The 16,392-nt window shown below is 40.9% G+C and carries 12 protein-coding genes; 7 read left to right on the top strand and 5 right to left on the bottom strand.

Going from position 1 to position 16,392, the window contains the following annotated elements; genetic code table 11:
* Window positions 1–49 precede the first annotated feature (49 nt).
* The 3 genes from ACKWB9_RS05835 to ACKWB9_RS05825 form a co-directional block, all read right to left on the bottom strand.
* On the bottom strand, window positions 50–1,558 hold the full coding sequence (locus tag ACKWB9_RS05835) for a parallel beta-helix domain-containing protein (protein ID WP_414002061.1): 1,509 nt from the start codon (window positions 1,556–1,558) through the stop codon (window positions 50–52).
* 21 nt (window positions 1,559–1,579) lie between these two features.
* Complete coding sequence (locus ACKWB9_RS05830) at window positions 1,580–2,767, bottom strand: cytochrome-c peroxidase (RefSeq protein ID WP_414002060.1); 1,188 nt, start codon at window positions 2,765–2,767, stop codon at window positions 1,580–1,582.
* Between the two features lie 160 nt (window positions 2,768–2,927).
* Window positions 2,928–3,776 (bottom strand): LytR/AlgR family response regulator transcription factor, encoded by an 849-nt coding sequence (locus ACKWB9_RS05825; protein WP_414002059.1) that lies wholly within the window; start codon window positions 3,774–3,776, stop codon window positions 2,928–2,930.
* Between the two features lie 481 nt (window positions 3,777–4,257).
* On the opposite strand from ACKWB9_RS05825, the gene ilvD reads away from it, so the two are divergent.
* The 7 genes from ilvD to ACKWB9_RS05790 all read left to right on the top strand — a co-directional run bounded on the left by ilvD (window position 4,258) and on the right by ACKWB9_RS05790 (window position 13,349).
* Window positions 4,258–5,934 (top strand): dihydroxy-acid dehydratase, encoded by a 1,677-nt coding sequence (gene ilvD / locus ACKWB9_RS05820; protein WP_414002058.1) that lies wholly within the window; start codon window positions 4,258–4,260, stop codon window positions 5,932–5,934.
* 96 nt (window positions 5,935–6,030) lie between these two features.
* The gene (ilvB, locus tag ACKWB9_RS05815; protein ID WP_414002057.1) at window positions 6,031–7,764 is read left to right on the top strand and encodes a biosynthetic-type acetolactate synthase large subunit; all 1,734 of its coding nucleotides are present in this window, start codon (window positions 6,031–6,033) and stop codon (window positions 7,762–7,764) included.
* Window positions 7,765–7,819: 55 nt separating this feature from the next.
* Entirely contained in the window at window positions 7,820–8,413 is a 594-nt protein-coding gene (locus tag ACKWB9_RS05810) for an O-methyltransferase (protein ID WP_414002056.1), read from the top strand.
* Window positions 8,414–8,419: 6 nt separating this feature from the next.
* Window positions 8,420–8,947 (top strand): acetolactate synthase small subunit, encoded by a 528-nt coding sequence (gene ilvN / locus ACKWB9_RS05805; RefSeq protein ID WP_414002055.1) that lies wholly within the window; start codon window positions 8,420–8,422, stop codon window positions 8,945–8,947.
* A gap of 38 nt (window positions 8,948–8,985) precedes the next feature.
* Window positions 8,986–10,455 (top strand): ketol-acid reductoisomerase, encoded by a 1,470-nt coding sequence (gene ilvC, locus ACKWB9_RS05800; protein WP_414002054.1) that lies wholly within the window; start codon window positions 8,986–8,988, stop codon window positions 10,453–10,455.
* A 41-nt stretch (window positions 10,456–10,496) separates the two neighbouring features.
* Entirely contained in the window at window positions 10,497–11,747 is a 1,251-nt protein-coding gene (gene ilvA / locus ACKWB9_RS05795; protein WP_414002053.1) for a threonine ammonia-lyase, read from the top strand.
* A gap of 9 nt (window positions 11,748–11,756) precedes the next feature.
* Window positions 11,757–13,349, top strand: coding sequence for an NADP-dependent glyceraldehyde-3-phosphate dehydrogenase (locus ACKWB9_RS05790; RefSeq protein WP_414002052.1), 1,593 nt, complete (start codon window positions 11,757–11,759; stop codon window positions 13,347–13,349).
* A 9-nt stretch (window positions 13,350–13,358) separates the two neighbouring features.
* On the opposite strand, the gene ACKWB9_RS05785 is transcribed toward ACKWB9_RS05790, so the two are convergent.
* Complete coding sequence (locus tag ACKWB9_RS05785) at window positions 13,359–15,146, bottom strand: PAS domain-containing hybrid sensor histidine kinase/response regulator (protein ID WP_414002051.1); 1,788 nt, start codon at window positions 15,144–15,146, stop codon at window positions 13,359–13,361.
* Window positions 15,143–16,270 (bottom strand): FIST signal transduction protein, encoded by a 1,128-nt coding sequence (locus tag ACKWB9_RS05780; protein WP_414002050.1) that lies wholly within the window; start codon window positions 16,268–16,270, stop codon window positions 15,143–15,145. The genes ACKWB9_RS05785 and ACKWB9_RS05780 overlap by 4 nt, the downstream gene beginning before the upstream one ends.
* Window positions 16,271–16,392: the final 122 nt, after the last annotated feature.

The following is a 16,392-nucleotide window of genomic DNA, read 5'->3' as shown; positions in this document are numbered from 1 at the left end:
AAGTTCCGGTATCAATGATTTTCCCGATTATGAAGAGAGTAATTTTTCCTTATTTTTTCATACTTAGGATATATTCGGCCACGGCCATTTTTGCCTCATCGGGCAAATAGTCCTGTGGAGGCATTTCAGGATAATCCGGTCGAAGATTTTTAGGGTTGTTGATGTAGTCGACGATTCCCTGGGGATTACCATTATGTATAGCTTGTATAATTTCTGTGGGAGGGCCTATTAATCGTGTGCCAAAGGCATGGCAACCTGCACATATACCATAGTATGTAAGTCGGCCGAGTTCCTCTTCGGATACTGATCGTGGTGCTACTGGTTTGTTCAGTTTCATACTTATTAGGTCCTTCGTATCCGATATTGGAGGAAAACCATAGTCGTCCAAGCCAAATGTGCGATACTTGTTCTTGTCCAATATACTACTCCCCGTTCCTCCTCCCATTGCAAAAATATCGGGACCTTTAGTGGATAGTTGAGTAAGCATCAAAGCTTTTAATTCTCCTGTAGGATTATTGCCATTGGCGAACATAATATTATCCAACAGCACGACCCTGTCCGGATTAGGTTCGCTATTGGGGTCGTTCGCTTTGGGGTCACCGGTAGCCAAATCAACAATAGTAATACCGGCATTGTCATTACCGGTAATAATATTGTTTTCAACGACCACATCGTCCGCAGCCATAATCAGAATGCCGGCCCCAGGAGGAATACCTGCAACTGTGGATCCAGGAGCTCCAAAATTCTCATGGTTATTATTAACGATAAAATTGTTGCGTATAATAACGTCAAAAGTTGTCTTAATCGGTAGACCAGGGGTTACAAAGGCTAAAATCCCTCCGGTATTGTTATGGGCATAATTATTCTCGACTAGGCAGTGCCTAGAATTTTCAATTTCTATACCTGCTACACTATTAAATACCTCGTTATTAATGACATCTACGTTATCGCACATGCCTACATAGATTGCGGCATCTGCAATTTTTGACAAGACATTATGTTCGACCAGGCCATTTTGACCATATTGTGGAAAAATGCCATATACTCCAGTATCTATGATCCAATTATTGCGGATGATAAAATTGTTACCTGCCTGCCCCATGACACCGTTTCCCTTATAATTGATGATTTTGAAATTTTCAATGAGGATATTATTTCCGGAATAAAGGAATGCGTCATTCAATTTTTTCCCTCCATCCAAGGTAGGCCACTCTCCATTGATTACGACCCCTTGTAGACTAATATTATCCTTGTCAATATATACCGTTTCAGCATAGGTTCCCGGATAGACTCGAATCAAATCCCCAGATTGGGCACTCTTGACAGCCTGTAGGATGGATCCTCCTTTTTTGACTTCAATGATGTTCCCATCAAATGTCGTTTCCTCCACGACATGGGTCGTATCATTTGAAATGCCTACATTCCTGTATTTCATAGTCGATGGCAGGGGTACGGTATCGGTATTTTTGCCAGAAAAGAAGTATTTTCCAATAAATATTCCAATACTCAATAACAGAAATAGTTTAAGAATTTTAATAAATACTGAGTTTTTCTTCATTATACTTTTAGGTTTTAGTTGTTAAACAGATGGCTTTAAACCAGAAGGTAATATTTTCGGTGTTTTAGGGATAAAAGATTCATCGGTCAGGGTTTTTAAAAAATCGACCAGTCGATCGAGCTCATCATCTGAAAGTTCTGGCTCCCAAATGTGCCAATGAATGATTAAATTCTCATCTTCCGGTACGGCATGCCCGCGGCCATCGGTATAGAACTGCACGGTTTCCCGTAAGGTCTTAAATTTCCCTGAATGCATATACGGGGCAGTTTTTTCAATATTTCTAAGACTGGGCACTTTAAAGCCACCTCTTAACGATCGATCGTTAAAAGGGACTTCGGCACCAGGATCCAGTGGAAGTCCATTCGGTTCCGGAGTGCCGATAATGGCAATTTGCTGATTTGTAAAAAGAGGGGGCGTATGGCATTCTGCACATCGTGCCACAAAGGATCGGAAAACGTTCATGCCAGCTATCTCCTTTTGGTTCAATGCTTCGTGGTACCCATGGGCGTAACGATCATATTTACTATTCAATGAGACAAGGGAAGCCTCAAAGGCCGTAATGGCCATATATACTTCTTCTAATTGTATGGGGCGTTGGGCATTTCTTTCGGGAAAGGCCTCCGCAAAAAGGTGCTTATAATTTTCAATAGAGTTTAAGGTGTTGATAAGGTTCTCTGGGGTATTGTTCATTTCATCTTTTGAGAATAAAGGTCCCTTCATTTGCTCTTCTAATGAGCTTGCCCTGCCATCCCAATAGAAAAGCCTTAAATAGGCAACGTTCCATAACGAAGGTGCAGCACGTTTTAATGGGTAGTTGCCCATACCAATACTTGTTGGCAAACCATCACTGAACCCCTTATTTGGATTATGACAAGTAGCACAGGAAATGGTTCCATCACCCGATAGAACAGGATCAAAAAACAAATACCTGCCCAAGTCGATTTTTTGTGGTGAAAACCCATCCCTTACCTTTGGAAGCCCAGTTTTTAACCCGCCAACACCCGGATTATTGGATGTGCTATATTGCATATACAGGTTTTGGGCAATACATTCATTTTGGGTATTCAGCATAAACCCGGGAGGGCAGTTACCGTTTAATTTCGGGATATTTTCATATAATACATCGTCTTGTATGGGATAGGCAAAAAGGAGAACACATAACAAAAGTCCTGAGATGCTCGATTTTAAAATGACGTTCCTTTTGACCATGATATAGATTGATTGTCCTAAACGCTATAATTTTTACTGGTGTTCTATCGAACTCTTTTAGTGAATAGCAGGATATCGATTACCAAGGCAATTAATATAAAATTGAAGTGTGAATGCCGGGTCTTTGGGCAGTTTGTGATAAAACGTTCCTATTTTGTGACTAATGGGACGTTTTTAACGTAAGTGCTTTTTCAAAACTATTCTTATAACTTGAAGAAACGGGCAGTTCGTCTGTGGTAATGTGATTAAGATTCACCATGTATCCTTTTCGTGTTCTTTTAAAAGATGAAATGTGTTTTTTATTGATGATATATGACCTGTGAATACGTATAATATCCGTATCCCTTATTAGGGTTCCCATTTCCTTTAAACTCATACGAACCAGTTCTTTAGACAATTTTTCGCCATGTAGGTAATAAATATCCAAATAGTTTCCCGAAGATTTAACATAGAGTAATTGGCGATACTCAATGGCCATGGTTATCTTATCGTTTTCCCCTTTTAAGATCATTAACTTATGACCTTCATTTGTGGAAGTCCCCACGGTATGATGTTCAATTTCCTTATAGGCCAATAGTTTATGTCTAAAGCTGAAATACCAAAAAAATACTATATAAGGAATAATAAGTATTAAGCTTATTTTACTGTATGCATCAAAGTATTCATAAAGTTTTTCGCCTGGGGTTTCCATGATAGGACTGTACATGAAATAATACCCGAACGAAACCAACGCTATTTCAAAAAGGCACCATAACAATAAACTGTATACTTTAAATTCTTTAAAGTTGAAGGCATAACGCAACACGAACTGACTCAACAAAAGAACCATACTGCCATAAAATATAAATTCGTGGTAATATTGTTTCGCCCAGTTATCAAGATTAAAAGGATTGTATAGCGATAGGAAAAATAGAGAATAGATAGCAATACATGCCACCAACAAGAGCTTATTCTTAGCGGTGTTCAGAAAGGGAACGGGTTGATTGAACATAGTGGTCGTTCGCTTCATTTAAAATATTATATAGCACTAGATAATGCCCAAACCTATCGGTGAGACAAATTATCAAATAGGCCTAAAGTAATCAAAAAAAGTAATGTGCCATTTAAAAGGTTTAATTTGGATATTTTTTGATGCCAGATTTTGTATATACAAACATTTTGATTAGAATTGTACCGATGAAAGTCAAGAACAACATATTCAATGTGGTCATTATTGTTCCTAATAGGGAATGATATAGATTTTTCATCGATTTAAAAAACCTGTATCCGACCCGTCCGATACAGGTTTTTTTATGCAATTCCGTTCTACGGACGTTTATTGAATATGATATAAGAAGAATGATTAAATAATTGATTATTAATGATTTGTGTTATTTTTTAAATAAATGACTTTGTATCTGTGGATTATGTTAAAATCCATAGGGTATTTAAACTTTTATCTTTGATTAAGAACCATTGCAAAATGAACATTTACGTATACTAGAACACACATGGAATTGAACAAGCACAGTAAGAATGTAACCCAAGATCCAACACAACCTGCGGCACAGGCCATGCTCCATGCCATTGGTTTAACGGAAGATGATTTAAAGAAACCCTTAATTGGTATAGGTAGTACGGGTTATGAAGGCAATCCTTGTAATATGCACCTTAACGATTTGGCGCAGGAAGTAAAAAAAGGAGTGAACGATGGCGGTGCGATAGGCTTGGTTTTCAATACCATTGGGGTGAGCGATGGAATTTCAATGGGAACGTATGGTATGCGTTATTCCTTACCATCCCGTGATATTATTGCAGATTCCATGGAGACCGTTGTACAGGCCATGAATTATGATGGCTTGGTAACCGTGGTAGGTTGCGATAAAAATATGCCGGGGGCATTAATGGCCATGATCAGGTTGAACAGGCCATCCGTGTTGGTATATGGTGGAACCATTGCCTCCGGGTGTTTCAAGGATAAAAAATTGGATGTAGTTTCCGCTTTTGAGGCATGGGGGGAAAAAGTAGCGGGAACCATGAACGAGGAAGATTATAAAGGGGTTATTCAAAACGCATGTCCCGGTGCGGGTGCCTGTGGCGGAATGTACACGGCCAATACCATGGCATCGGCTATTGAAGCTTTGGGCATGGCCATGCCGTACAATTCCTCAAATCCGGCAATAGGAAAACCAAAGCAGGAAGATGCCATTCGCTCCGGTAAGGCACTGCAGCATTTGTTGGAGAACGATATTAAACCAAGCGATATTATTACGAAAAGATCTTTGGAGAATGCGGTACGTTTATTAACGCTCTTGGGAGGTTCCACCAATGCCGTACTTCACTTTTTGGCCATAGCCAAAGCGGCCGAGATTGAGTTTACATTGGACGATTTTCAAAAAATAAGCGATTCCACGCCATTTTTAGCGGATTTAAAACCAAGTGGGAAATACTTGATGGAAGACTTGCACCGTGCCGGAGGAACCCCTGCGGTCATGAAATTTATGTTGGATAACGGGATGCTCCATGGTGATTGTCTTACCATAACGGGAAAAACAGTTGCCGAAAACCTGGCAGATCTACCCGCTTTAAAAGAAGGGCAACAGATTGTAAAACCATTGGACGCCCCTATAAAGGAAACCGGCCACCTTCGTATTCTTTATGGAAATTTAGCGGAAAAAGGAGCCGTGGCCAAGATTACGGGAAAAGAAGGATTGTATTTTTCAGGTCCTGCCAAAGTATATGATGATGAGTTTTTGGCCAATGCCGGAATAGGAAAAGGCGAAGTTAAAAAAGGGGATGTAGTGGTTATTCGATATGAAGGGCCCAAAGGTGGACCGGGGATGCCCGAAATGTTGAAACCAACGGCGGCGATTATGGGTGCCGGTCTGGGAAAAGATGTAGCCCTGATAACGGATGGACGTTTTTCGGGCGGAACACACGGCTTTGTTGTAGGCCACGTTTGTCCCGAAGCCCAGGAAGGCGGGTTGATAGGACTTGTAAAAGACGGGGATGTAATTACCATTGACGCAGAAAAGAATCAGATTTCAGTAGACCTGACGGCCGCTGAAATTTCCAAAAGAAAAGCCAGTTGGAAACAGCCGGATTTAAAAGTAAGGAAAGGAAGCTTGTATAAATATGCAAAAACGGTTTCACCCGCTTCAGAAGGTTGTGTTACCGATGAATTTTAAAATATAAATTATGGATTATTCCTTTGAGGCAATGTTCTTGACCTGCCTAAAGGGGACCAAAGGGTGTTTTTTTTAAACCTCTTAAATCTTGGAAAGATGGAAACAGTAAAAGAGAAACAAACAGGGAACGATACGAAATCGACCATTAAAATTTCCGGTGCGGAAGCGATTATACATTGTTTGCTCGCGGAAGGCGTGGATTTACTCTATGGCTATCCGGGAGGTGCCATTATGCCGGTCTATGACGAATTGTATAAATTTCAGGATAGGTTAACACATATTTTAACCCGCCATGAACAAGGTGCTACACATGCTGCACAGGGATATGCACGGATTTCCGGAAGGGTAGGGGTGGCGATGGCAACTTCGGGTCCCGGCGCCACAAACTTGGTTACGGGCTTGGCGGATGCGCAAATAGACTCTACCCCCATGGTGTGTATCACAGGTCAGGTACCCAGGCACTTATTGGGATCCGATGCTTTTCAAGAAACCGATATTATTGGGATTTCCACTCCGGTCACCAAATGGAACTATCAAGTAACCAAAGCCTCGGAAATTCCGGAAATCATGGCCAAGGCGTTTTATATTGCCAAATCCGGTCGTCCCGGTCCCGTATTGGTCGATATTACCAAAAATGCCCAATTTGACGAATTTGAGTTTTCCTATAAAAAATGCACGGGAGTACGAAGTTACAAACCGGCCTCCAAGCCAGATTTGAATGCTATTGAAGCTGCCGCAGAACTGATCAATGCCGCCAAAAAACCATTCATCGTTTGGGGCCAGGGCGTTATTTTAGGCAAAGCTGAAGAAGAACTGAAGACGCTTGTTGAAAAAGCGGGCATCCCGGCGGCCTGGACCATTATGGGAGCCTCGGCATTGGATACGGACCATCCGTTGAACGTGGGGATGGTGGGTATGCACGGAAACTATGGCCCTAATTTACTTACCAATGAATGTGATGTGCTTATTGCCATAGGAATGCGTTTTGATGACCGTGTTACGGGAAGATTGGAAGATTACGCCAAACAGGCCAAAGTAATCCACTTTGAAATAGACCCGGCAGAAATCGATAAAAATGTAAAGACGGATGTAGCGGTACTGGGCAATTCCAAAGAGACATTGGGGCTTTTATTGCCACATATCAATACAAACACCCATAAAGAGTGGCATGATGTATTCAAGGAAAAATACAGGATAGAATTTGATACGGTTATCGAGAATGATATCCACCCGACCAAGGAAGGATTGACCATGGGGGAAGTTATCGAAGAGATAAATATAGCCTCTCAACATAAAGCGGCCATAGTTACGGATGTTGGACAACATCAAATGATTGCCTGTAGGTATGCGAAGTTCAAGGAAACAAAGAGTAATATAACCTCAGGAGGTCTGGGAACCATGGGATTTGCGCTTCCGGCGGCCATTGGTGCCAAAATGGGGGCGATGGATCGGGAAGTTGTGGCCATTATAGGTGATGGGGGCTACCAGATGACCATTCAGGAGCTGGGCGTAATATTTCAACATAATGTTCCGGTAAAAATTGTAGTATTGAACAATGATCATTTAGGAATGGTGCGCCAATGGCAGGAATTGTTCTTTGATAGAAGGTACGCCTCTACGGTAATGGTAAACCCAGATTTTGTAAAGATTGCGGAAGGGTATCATATAGAGGCCAAGCGTGTAAGTGAACGTAAAGATTTAAAGGCGGCTGTTCAGGAAATGATCGCTTCGGACAAGCCGTATTTCCTGGAGGTAAAAGTGGAGAAAGAAGATAATGTATTCCCAATGATTCCGTCGGGGGCCGCAGTTTCTGAAATTCGGTTGAAATAATAATAACGGATAGATTTCATCGGATGTCAAAAACCAGATACGTATATAAAATACAATGAAAGATTCAAACATTCAGGATATTCCAAAAATCCACGGGGAAATTCAGCGTAAGTCCAAAGAGATAGGGTTTGCCATGCCTTCGGATTTATATATCGGTGCTTTTCTAAAGACGTTGATGGGTTCAAAACCCGGTGGCCGTTTTTTGGAATTGGGAACAGGTATAGGATTGAGCCTTTCATGGATGATCGATGGGATGGATATGGACTCTAAATTAGTGACCATTGATAATGATCCTGAACTCGTTGAAATTGCACGGCACTATTTTGGAACGGATAGTAGATTGGAAATTATTTGTCAGGATGGGGCAGAGTGGATTCACGATTATCAGGGGAATAAGTTCGATTTGATATTTGCCGATGCCTGGCCGGGTAAATATAGTCATATAGACAGGGTTTTGGATTTGGTCAAGGTAGGCGGGTTTTATGTAATCGACGATATGAACACGCAACCTAATTGGCCGGATGGCCATGAGCATAATGTAAATAGATTGATTGCATATTTAGAACAAAGGGAAGATTTTAGCTTAACCAAAATGAATTGGTCCACAGGAGTAATCTTAGCCGTAAAAAACAGTAAAAAGTTTAGATAGGAACACATGGAAAAACAATGGTTTACCATATCGGTATATTCCGAAAATAACGTAGGGTTATTGAATAGGATATCGGGGATATTCTTAAAAAGACATATCAATATCGAGAGTTTGAACGTCTCAAAATCGGAAATCGACGGAGTTTCAAAATTTACGATCGTAGTCAATACGACGAAAAAATGGGTCCGTAATATCGTGGGTCAAATTGAAAAACAGATCGAGGTCATAAAGGCGTTTTATCATGAAGATGATGAGACCATTTATCAAGAATCCGCCTTGTTTAAAATAGCATCGGACCTGTTGTTCGATGAAAGACAGATTCAAAATATCATAAAGGAAAGTAACTCGCAGATCGTAACCGTGGCCAGGGAGTTTTTTGTATTGGCCAAAACGGGAAGAAGGCATGAAGTGGACGAAATGTACGAACAGTTAAAACCCTTTGGGATCATGCAATTTGTTCGCTCCGGCCGTATTTCGGTCACAAAGGAAGAAATGCGGATAACCGCTATGCTCAAGGAATTTCAACAGAATTAAAAATCAAATTCAATAATTTAAATTAAAGAGAATACACAATGGCAAATTATTTTAATACACTATCATTAAGAGATCAATTGACACAACTTGGGAAATGTAGGTTTATGGAGTCCTCGGAATTCTCAGATGGTGTAACTGCCTTAAAAGGAAAGAAAATAGTTATTGTGGGCTGTGGGGCCCAAGGTCTTAACCAGGGGTTGAACATGCGCGATTCCGGTCTTGATATAGCTTACGCCCTGCGTGATGCGGCTATCCAGGAGAAGAGACAATCCTATATAAACGCTTCGGAGAACGGATTTACGGTGGGGAATTATGAAGAATTGATCCCATCTGCAGACGTGGTCATCAACCTTACACCGGACAAACAGCACACTGCGGTTGTAGGAGCGGTTATGCCTTTAATGAAAAAAGGGGCGACCTTATCCTATTCCCACGGATTCAATATTGTTGAAGAAGGGACTCAGATCCGCAAGGATTTGACCGTTATCATGGTAGCGCCAAAAAGCCCGGGATCGGAAGTACGGGAGGAATATAAAAGAGGTTTTGGAGTGCCTACATTGATTGCGGTACATCCGGAGAACGACCCTGAAGGAAAAGGGCTGGAACAGGCCAAAGCCTATGCCGTGGGTACGGGCGGCCATAGGGCCGGAGTTTTGGAATCCTCTTTTGTAGCGGAGGTGAAATCGGATTTAATGGGCGAGCAGACCATTCTTTGTGGACTGTTGCAAACAGGTTCCATCCTTTGTTTTGATAAGATGATAGAAAAGGGAATGGATGCGGGTTACGCTTCCAAATTGATCCAATATGGATGGGAAACCATTACGGAAGGAATGAAATATGGCGGAATCACGAATATGATGGATCGTTTATCCAATCCTGCAAAAATAAAGGCTTTTGACCTGTCCGAAGAGTTAAAGGACATTATGCGCCCGTTGTTCCAAAAACATATGGATGATATTATGACAGGTCATTTCTCCAAGACCATGATGGAAGATTGGGCCAATGATGATAAAAACTTATTGACCTGGCGTGCCGCTACGGGAGAAACCGCTTTTGAAAAAACTCCGGCAGGAGATGATACGATAAGCGAACAGGAATATTATGATAATGGGGTTTTAATGATTGCCATGGTCCGTGCCGGTGTAGAATTGGCGTATGAATCCATGACCGAATCCGGAATCATCGGGGAATCTGCTTATTATGAATCTCTGCATGAGACACCATTGATCGCAAATACCATTGCCAGAAAAAAATTATTCGAGATGAACCGTGTAATTTCCGATACTGCGGAATATGGTTGTTACTTGTTTGACCATGCCTGTAAACCGTTATTGGCAGATTTCATGAAAAAGATAGACACGGATGTTATTGGTAAAGCCTACGGGGAAGGAAACCATGTTGATAATGCCAAGCTCATTGCTGTGAACAAAACATTGCGGGAGCATGATGTTGAAGTTGTTGGGGCCAGATTGCGTGAGTCCATGACAGCGATGAAACCAATCGTATAAAACCTAAAATTTACCCCATGTAAACCAGGTAAGTTCATTCAATGGAATACTTTCCCAAGGTAGAGGATATTAAAGAAGCGGCGTTGACCATTCGGCAAATAGCGGATGTAACGCCGCTTATGCCGAGTATTCGCCTTTCCAAACAATATGATGCCAATATTTTTCTAAAAAGGGAAGATCTACATAGGGTAAGGTCATATAAGATCCGAGGGGCTTTCAATAAAATAAATTCACTTTCAGAAGCGGAAAGGCGTCAAGGGGTCGTATGTGCAAGTGCCGGTAATCATGCCCAGGGAGTGGCATTTGCCTGTAATCGTTTGGGGATAAAGACGACCGTATTCATGCCGACCGTTACGCCCAAACAAAAAGTGGAACAGACAAAGATGTTTGGGGAGCATTGGACGAATGTAATTTTAGAAGGAGATACTTTTGATGATTCTTTTGCAGCGGCAACACATTACTGCACAAAAGAAAAAAAAACTTTTATTCACCCGTTTGACGACCCAAAAGTTATTGAAGGGCAGGCAACAATAGGATTGGAATTAATGGAACAATCCAATGAACCCTTGGATTATGTGTTCGTTGCAGTGGGCGGAGGCGGACTTGCTTCAGGTCTAATAGGGGTTTTTAGCGCATTGTCACCACAAACAAAAATAATAGGTATAGAACCAGAAGGAGCCCCTTCCATGAAAACATCAATTGAAAATAAGCGGAACACTCTACTTCCGACCGTTGATAGGTTTATAGACGGTGCGGCCGTGAAACGGGTAGGAGACCTTACGTTTTCGATCTGCAGGAACAACCTTTATAAAATGGTCACTGTCCCGGAAGGTAAGGTATGCCAGACCATATTGGACCTGTATAATAGAGATGCCATTGTTGTAGAACCGGCGGGAGCCTTGAGTATTTCTGTTTTGGACGAGTTTTCCAATGAAATAAAAGGAAAGAATATAGCCTGCATTATAGGGGGGAGCAATAATGATATTACCCGAACGGCGGAAATTAAGGAAAGGGCCTTACTTTACGGAAAGCTAAAACATTATTTTATCGTTCGGTTTCCGCAACGTCCCGGGGCGCTAAAAGAATTTGTTGCGGAGATACTGGGGCCTACGGACGATATTACCCATTTTGAGTATTCTAAAAAATCCAGTAAAGAAAACGCCCCGGCCGTTGTGGGAATAGAATTAAAACATCCCACAGATCTTGAACCGCTGATACAAAGAATGAAGTCCAATAATTTTTTTGGCGATTATTTAAATGATAAACCAGATCTGTTTCAGTATCTGATATAAACATTGATTATGGAAAAAACAAGCACAATGATACCTGAGGAGTTTCAAATAAAAAATACCATAGATCAGAAACATTACTTGATAAACGGTGAATTAAAAGAATGGAACGGAAAGACTACGGAAGTTTTTTCTACTATTTCGGCAACTCCCGAGTATAAACCCACGTTATTGGGAAGTATCCCGGATATGGGTGAAGAGGAAGCCTTGAGTGCCTTGGAGGCCGCATCGAAGGCCTACGACAAGGGACAGGGTGTCTGGCCCACGATGAAAGTAAAGGATCGGATAGCCTGTATGGAAACTTTTGTCCAAAAAATGAAAGAAAAACGGGATGAGGTCGTAAAGTTCTTAATGTGGGAAATAGGTAAATCCCTTTCGGATTCACAAAAAGAGTTTGACAGAACGGTAGAGTATATCTATGATACCATTGAGGAATACAAAGATTTGGACAGGAACAGTGCCAAGTTTCAAAAACATCAAGGCGTATATGCCCATATTCGTCGTGGCCCTTTGGGTGTGGTACTTTGTTTAGGACCTTACAACTATCCGCTCAATGAAACCTTTGCTCTATTGATTCCGGCCATTATCATGGGGAATACCACTGTTTTTAAACCGGCCAAGCATGGGGTTTTATTGATTACTCCGCTTTTAGAGGCTTTTCGGAACAGTTTTCCCAAGGGTGTTGTAAATGTATTGTTCGGTAGGGGCAGGGCAGTGGCGGCACCTATTATGAAGACGGGAAAAGTTGATGTTTTGGCATTGATCGGCAATAGTAAGTCCGCAAACGCCCTACAGGACCAGCATCCCAAAAGTAATCGGCTTCGTTTGGTGTTGGGACTGGAAGCAAAAAACCCGGCCATTATTTTGCCTGATGCCGATTTAGATCTGACCATAGATGAAGTAATCGCGGGTACTACCTCATTTAACGGACAGCGTTGTACCGCTTTGAAAATAGTTTATGTACATGAGGATGTTAAAACTGAATTTTTAAGGCGTTTCTCTAAAAAAGTGGATGCCTTAAAATTTGGTAACCCCTGGGAAGACGGAGTTAAACTTACACCCCTTCCGGAACCTGGAAAACCCGCATATATTCAGGAGTTACTGGACGATGCGTTGACTAAGGGAGCTAAAATCCAAAATAAGAAGGGAGGACAACGCTCGGACAATTATGTTTGGCCGGCGGTTTTATACCCTGTTTCCAAAGAGATGCGCGTTTATCGGGAAGAGCAATTTGGACCTATAATCCCGGTGGTTTCTTTTACCGATATTTCCGAACCCTTGGATGATATGGCAGCATCAAATTATGGGCAACAGGTGAGTCTTTTTGGAAAGGATGTGTACAGCCTATCCCCCTTGATCGATACTTTGGCGAATTTGGTATGTCGTGTAAACTTGAACAGTTCCTGCCAACGAGGCCCCGATGTATATCCATTTACTGGAAGGAAAGATTCTGCCCAGGCAACGCTTAGCGTGCATGATGCCCTGCGTTCTTTTAGTGTCCGGACTTTTGTGGCCTTTAAGGATAATGAATTGAACAATGAGACCATTGAACAATTGTTGGAGGCTAAAGTGAGTAACTTTCTAAGTACGGACTATATCCTATAATCGCTTATTTTAAGCTACATGTTTATTTGGGTCCAGTTTACGGGTTCGGACGATGTCCTTTAACTTTTGATGAAGTTTATCCGGATCGAACGGCTTGCAGATCAACCCGTCCATTTTGTATTTTTTTATTTCATTTTTGATATCTGCCCCGGTAGAAGCGGAAAGTGCATAAATGGGCGTGTCCCTATTCATGGAATCATCCGATTCCTTTATTAGTTTGCAAGAATCGAACCCGTTCATTACTGGCATCTGTAAATCCATTAATACCAGGTCATAAAGGCTATTCTTTGCCATTTCAACCGCTATTTTACCGTTTTCCGCTATTTCAAAATCAATACCCCATTTGATCAAGAATTTTCTAATGACCATGATATTGATTTTATTATCCTCGGCAATTAATACTTTAACACCGTTTAGGCCTTCATTGGCGGGGATTTTTTCCAGGACTACATCATCTTCATGAATATTGGAAGTGGTGCTATTTCCTTTTTTGAGTTGCAGGACAAAACTGAAGGTAGCACCCTTTCCTTTTTCGCTTTCCAACTTTAGGTCACTCCCCATTATCTCCAATAACTGTTTACAGATTGCCAGCCCTAACCCTGTACCGCCATATTTTCTGGTCGTATCGGAATTTGCTTGGGCAAAGGAATTGAAAATCTTCTTTTGTTTTTCTTTTGGGATACCTATTCCCGTGTCTTTTACATTGACTTCAAGCAGGCATGAATCATTGGTTTCGGTTATAATTTCCAGGTCTAAGGTTACTTTGCCCTGTTCCGTAAACTTAATGGCATTGCCCACTAAGTTTGTTAATATTTGCGAGAGCCTTACGCTGTCACCGATCAACATTTCAGGAAGTGAATTGTCTTTTTTGATGGAAAAGCGTATGTTCTTCGCTTTTGCCTTGTTATTGAAAATACTCTGAATACTATTGAGCAAATGGGTCATGTTGAACTCCGTCTCCTCTAAATCCAAGGCCCCGGAGGTAATTTTATTGAAATCCAGAATATCATTGACCAAGCCTAATAAATGCTCCGAAGAATATTTTAAGGTCTGCAAATTTTCCAGTTGCTCCGGTTTGGGGTTTTCCATGAGCAATAAATGACTAATGCCGATTACGGCATTTAATGGAGTCCTGATTTCATGGGACATGGTGGACAGGAAATCATCTTTGGCCTTACTGGCGGACATTGCTTTTTCCTTGGCCTTGACAAGTTCAAATTCCGTTTTCTTTATATTGGATATATCAACTATAGTTCCGATATAACCTTCGAAAACCCCTTTTTCCGTTTGAATCCCCTTAATAGAAACATCCACCCATTTTTTTTCTCCGGTAGCTGTTGCTGTGTGGATTACATTACTAAATCCGCTGTTTATGGAACAATCTTTATTTGCATCCAATAATTTTTTTAAACATTCCCCTTTGGTAGTGTTTAAATATTGATAGAAAGGTTTGCCCAGGCAATCGTCTATTTTATGCCCGAAAAGTTTTTCCCAAGCGGGGTTTAGATATTTCCAGTTTCCTTCTAAATCTATTTCAAAAATAACGTCCTTAATATTTTCGGCTACTTTGGCTAACCTACTGGATACCGCATCAAACTTGGATACTAATTGTTTATTGGCCAGATATAACTCTTGTGAACTCTTTTCCAAGGTTGTCTCGGCCTGGTACAGATCATTGTCAAATGACACATAGGCATTATTGATTTGTTCTAAAAATGGGAGTAACCTGGTATGGGTATCACCATCTAGATCAATTTTTTTAAGTTGTCTTTGTAATAATCTATGGTACTTTTTCATTCTGCCAAGGTAGTAACGGTCATTGTTTGATTATGGAGTTCACATGCCGAAAATTTATCAAAGGGTGCAATCTCACCATATGAATAAAACCCGGTAGTGTATATGTTTTCACCTAATTGTTCGTTCACAGCTTCCACTTCCTCTTCCACCAATTGCTTCAATACGAGCCTTCTTCCCACACAGCTTATTAGAAAGGCCAATTGCTGTTTATTTTCTGTACCTTTTTTGCAGGTAATCGCAGATTGTTCCGCCCCATTGATGATACGGTCAATATTGGCTTTCATTAAACGTACGTAGGAACCTTCTGGAATATTTCCGGCAAAGGTTAAGCTGTTGTCCTCTTCGTTGATCCCGAGTATGGTCCTTACTACAGGGGTTTCCTGGTTTTTATCGCGCATGCTCAATGGAAACAATAATCCAGAACCGGGAAGGTCTTTGGCCTTGTCTCCCAAATAAGATTTATAAAGTTCCAATGCGGGTTCGCCATCCAATTCATAAAGCACGTTTTTATCCGATTTGGTCACCAAACGCTCTATACCAAAACTATCCCAGCCACCTTTGGAAGCAAAACCTATTTTTAAGTCATCACCATATAACCCCAATGCCACTACTTTTTTAGAGGCTATTTCATCATTATATACAATAAATGTATTGCCAAAATCCGCTCCGTCACCGGCCAATCCTCCGGTAATACTAACAGATTTATTTAAGTTGTTGTGCAATCCACTTACCAGTTCCGCACCATTGACCACCAATCCGTCGCTTAAAACAAAAATGTGTCTTAAATTATCGGCTTTTAGTTCGTTACTGATTTTTTCACCTGTCGTAAAGCTATTCATTTGGTATTCTTCCAAATCTATTGTAGTAAGCTTTAGTGTTGTTCTTTCAAATTTTACGGCAGTCAGTGCAATGGAATTGTCCAAAACTTCATTGCCCAATATTTCTCCGGCCGTAGAACATCCAATAGATAGTGTGTCCGGGAATTTTGCATTGAGTTTGGCTATAAACTTTTCAGTGTCAGGATATGAAGGTGATATGAAAAGAAAAAAGACATCGGGTTTAAAATCTATTTTTAAATCTGATAATTGTTCGGTCTCGGTGTATTGATTTTGATGTATTTTCATTGAATTAAATTATGGGATAATTCTTACATAACGTAAATGCTTACCGATTTCTTATATCATTTGAAATAATTTATTGGTTTCTAGTCTATTATTACTGAATTGATCAATTAAAAAAGCCGCTG

This window comes from Maribacter spongiae (assembly GCF_047345125.1).
Classification (GTDB): domain Bacteria; phylum Bacteroidota; class Bacteroidia; order Flavobacteriales; family Flavobacteriaceae; genus Maribacter.
The sequence above is the reverse complement of the archived record's forward strand: the minus strand, read 5'-3'. Positions and strand labels throughout refer to the sequence as shown.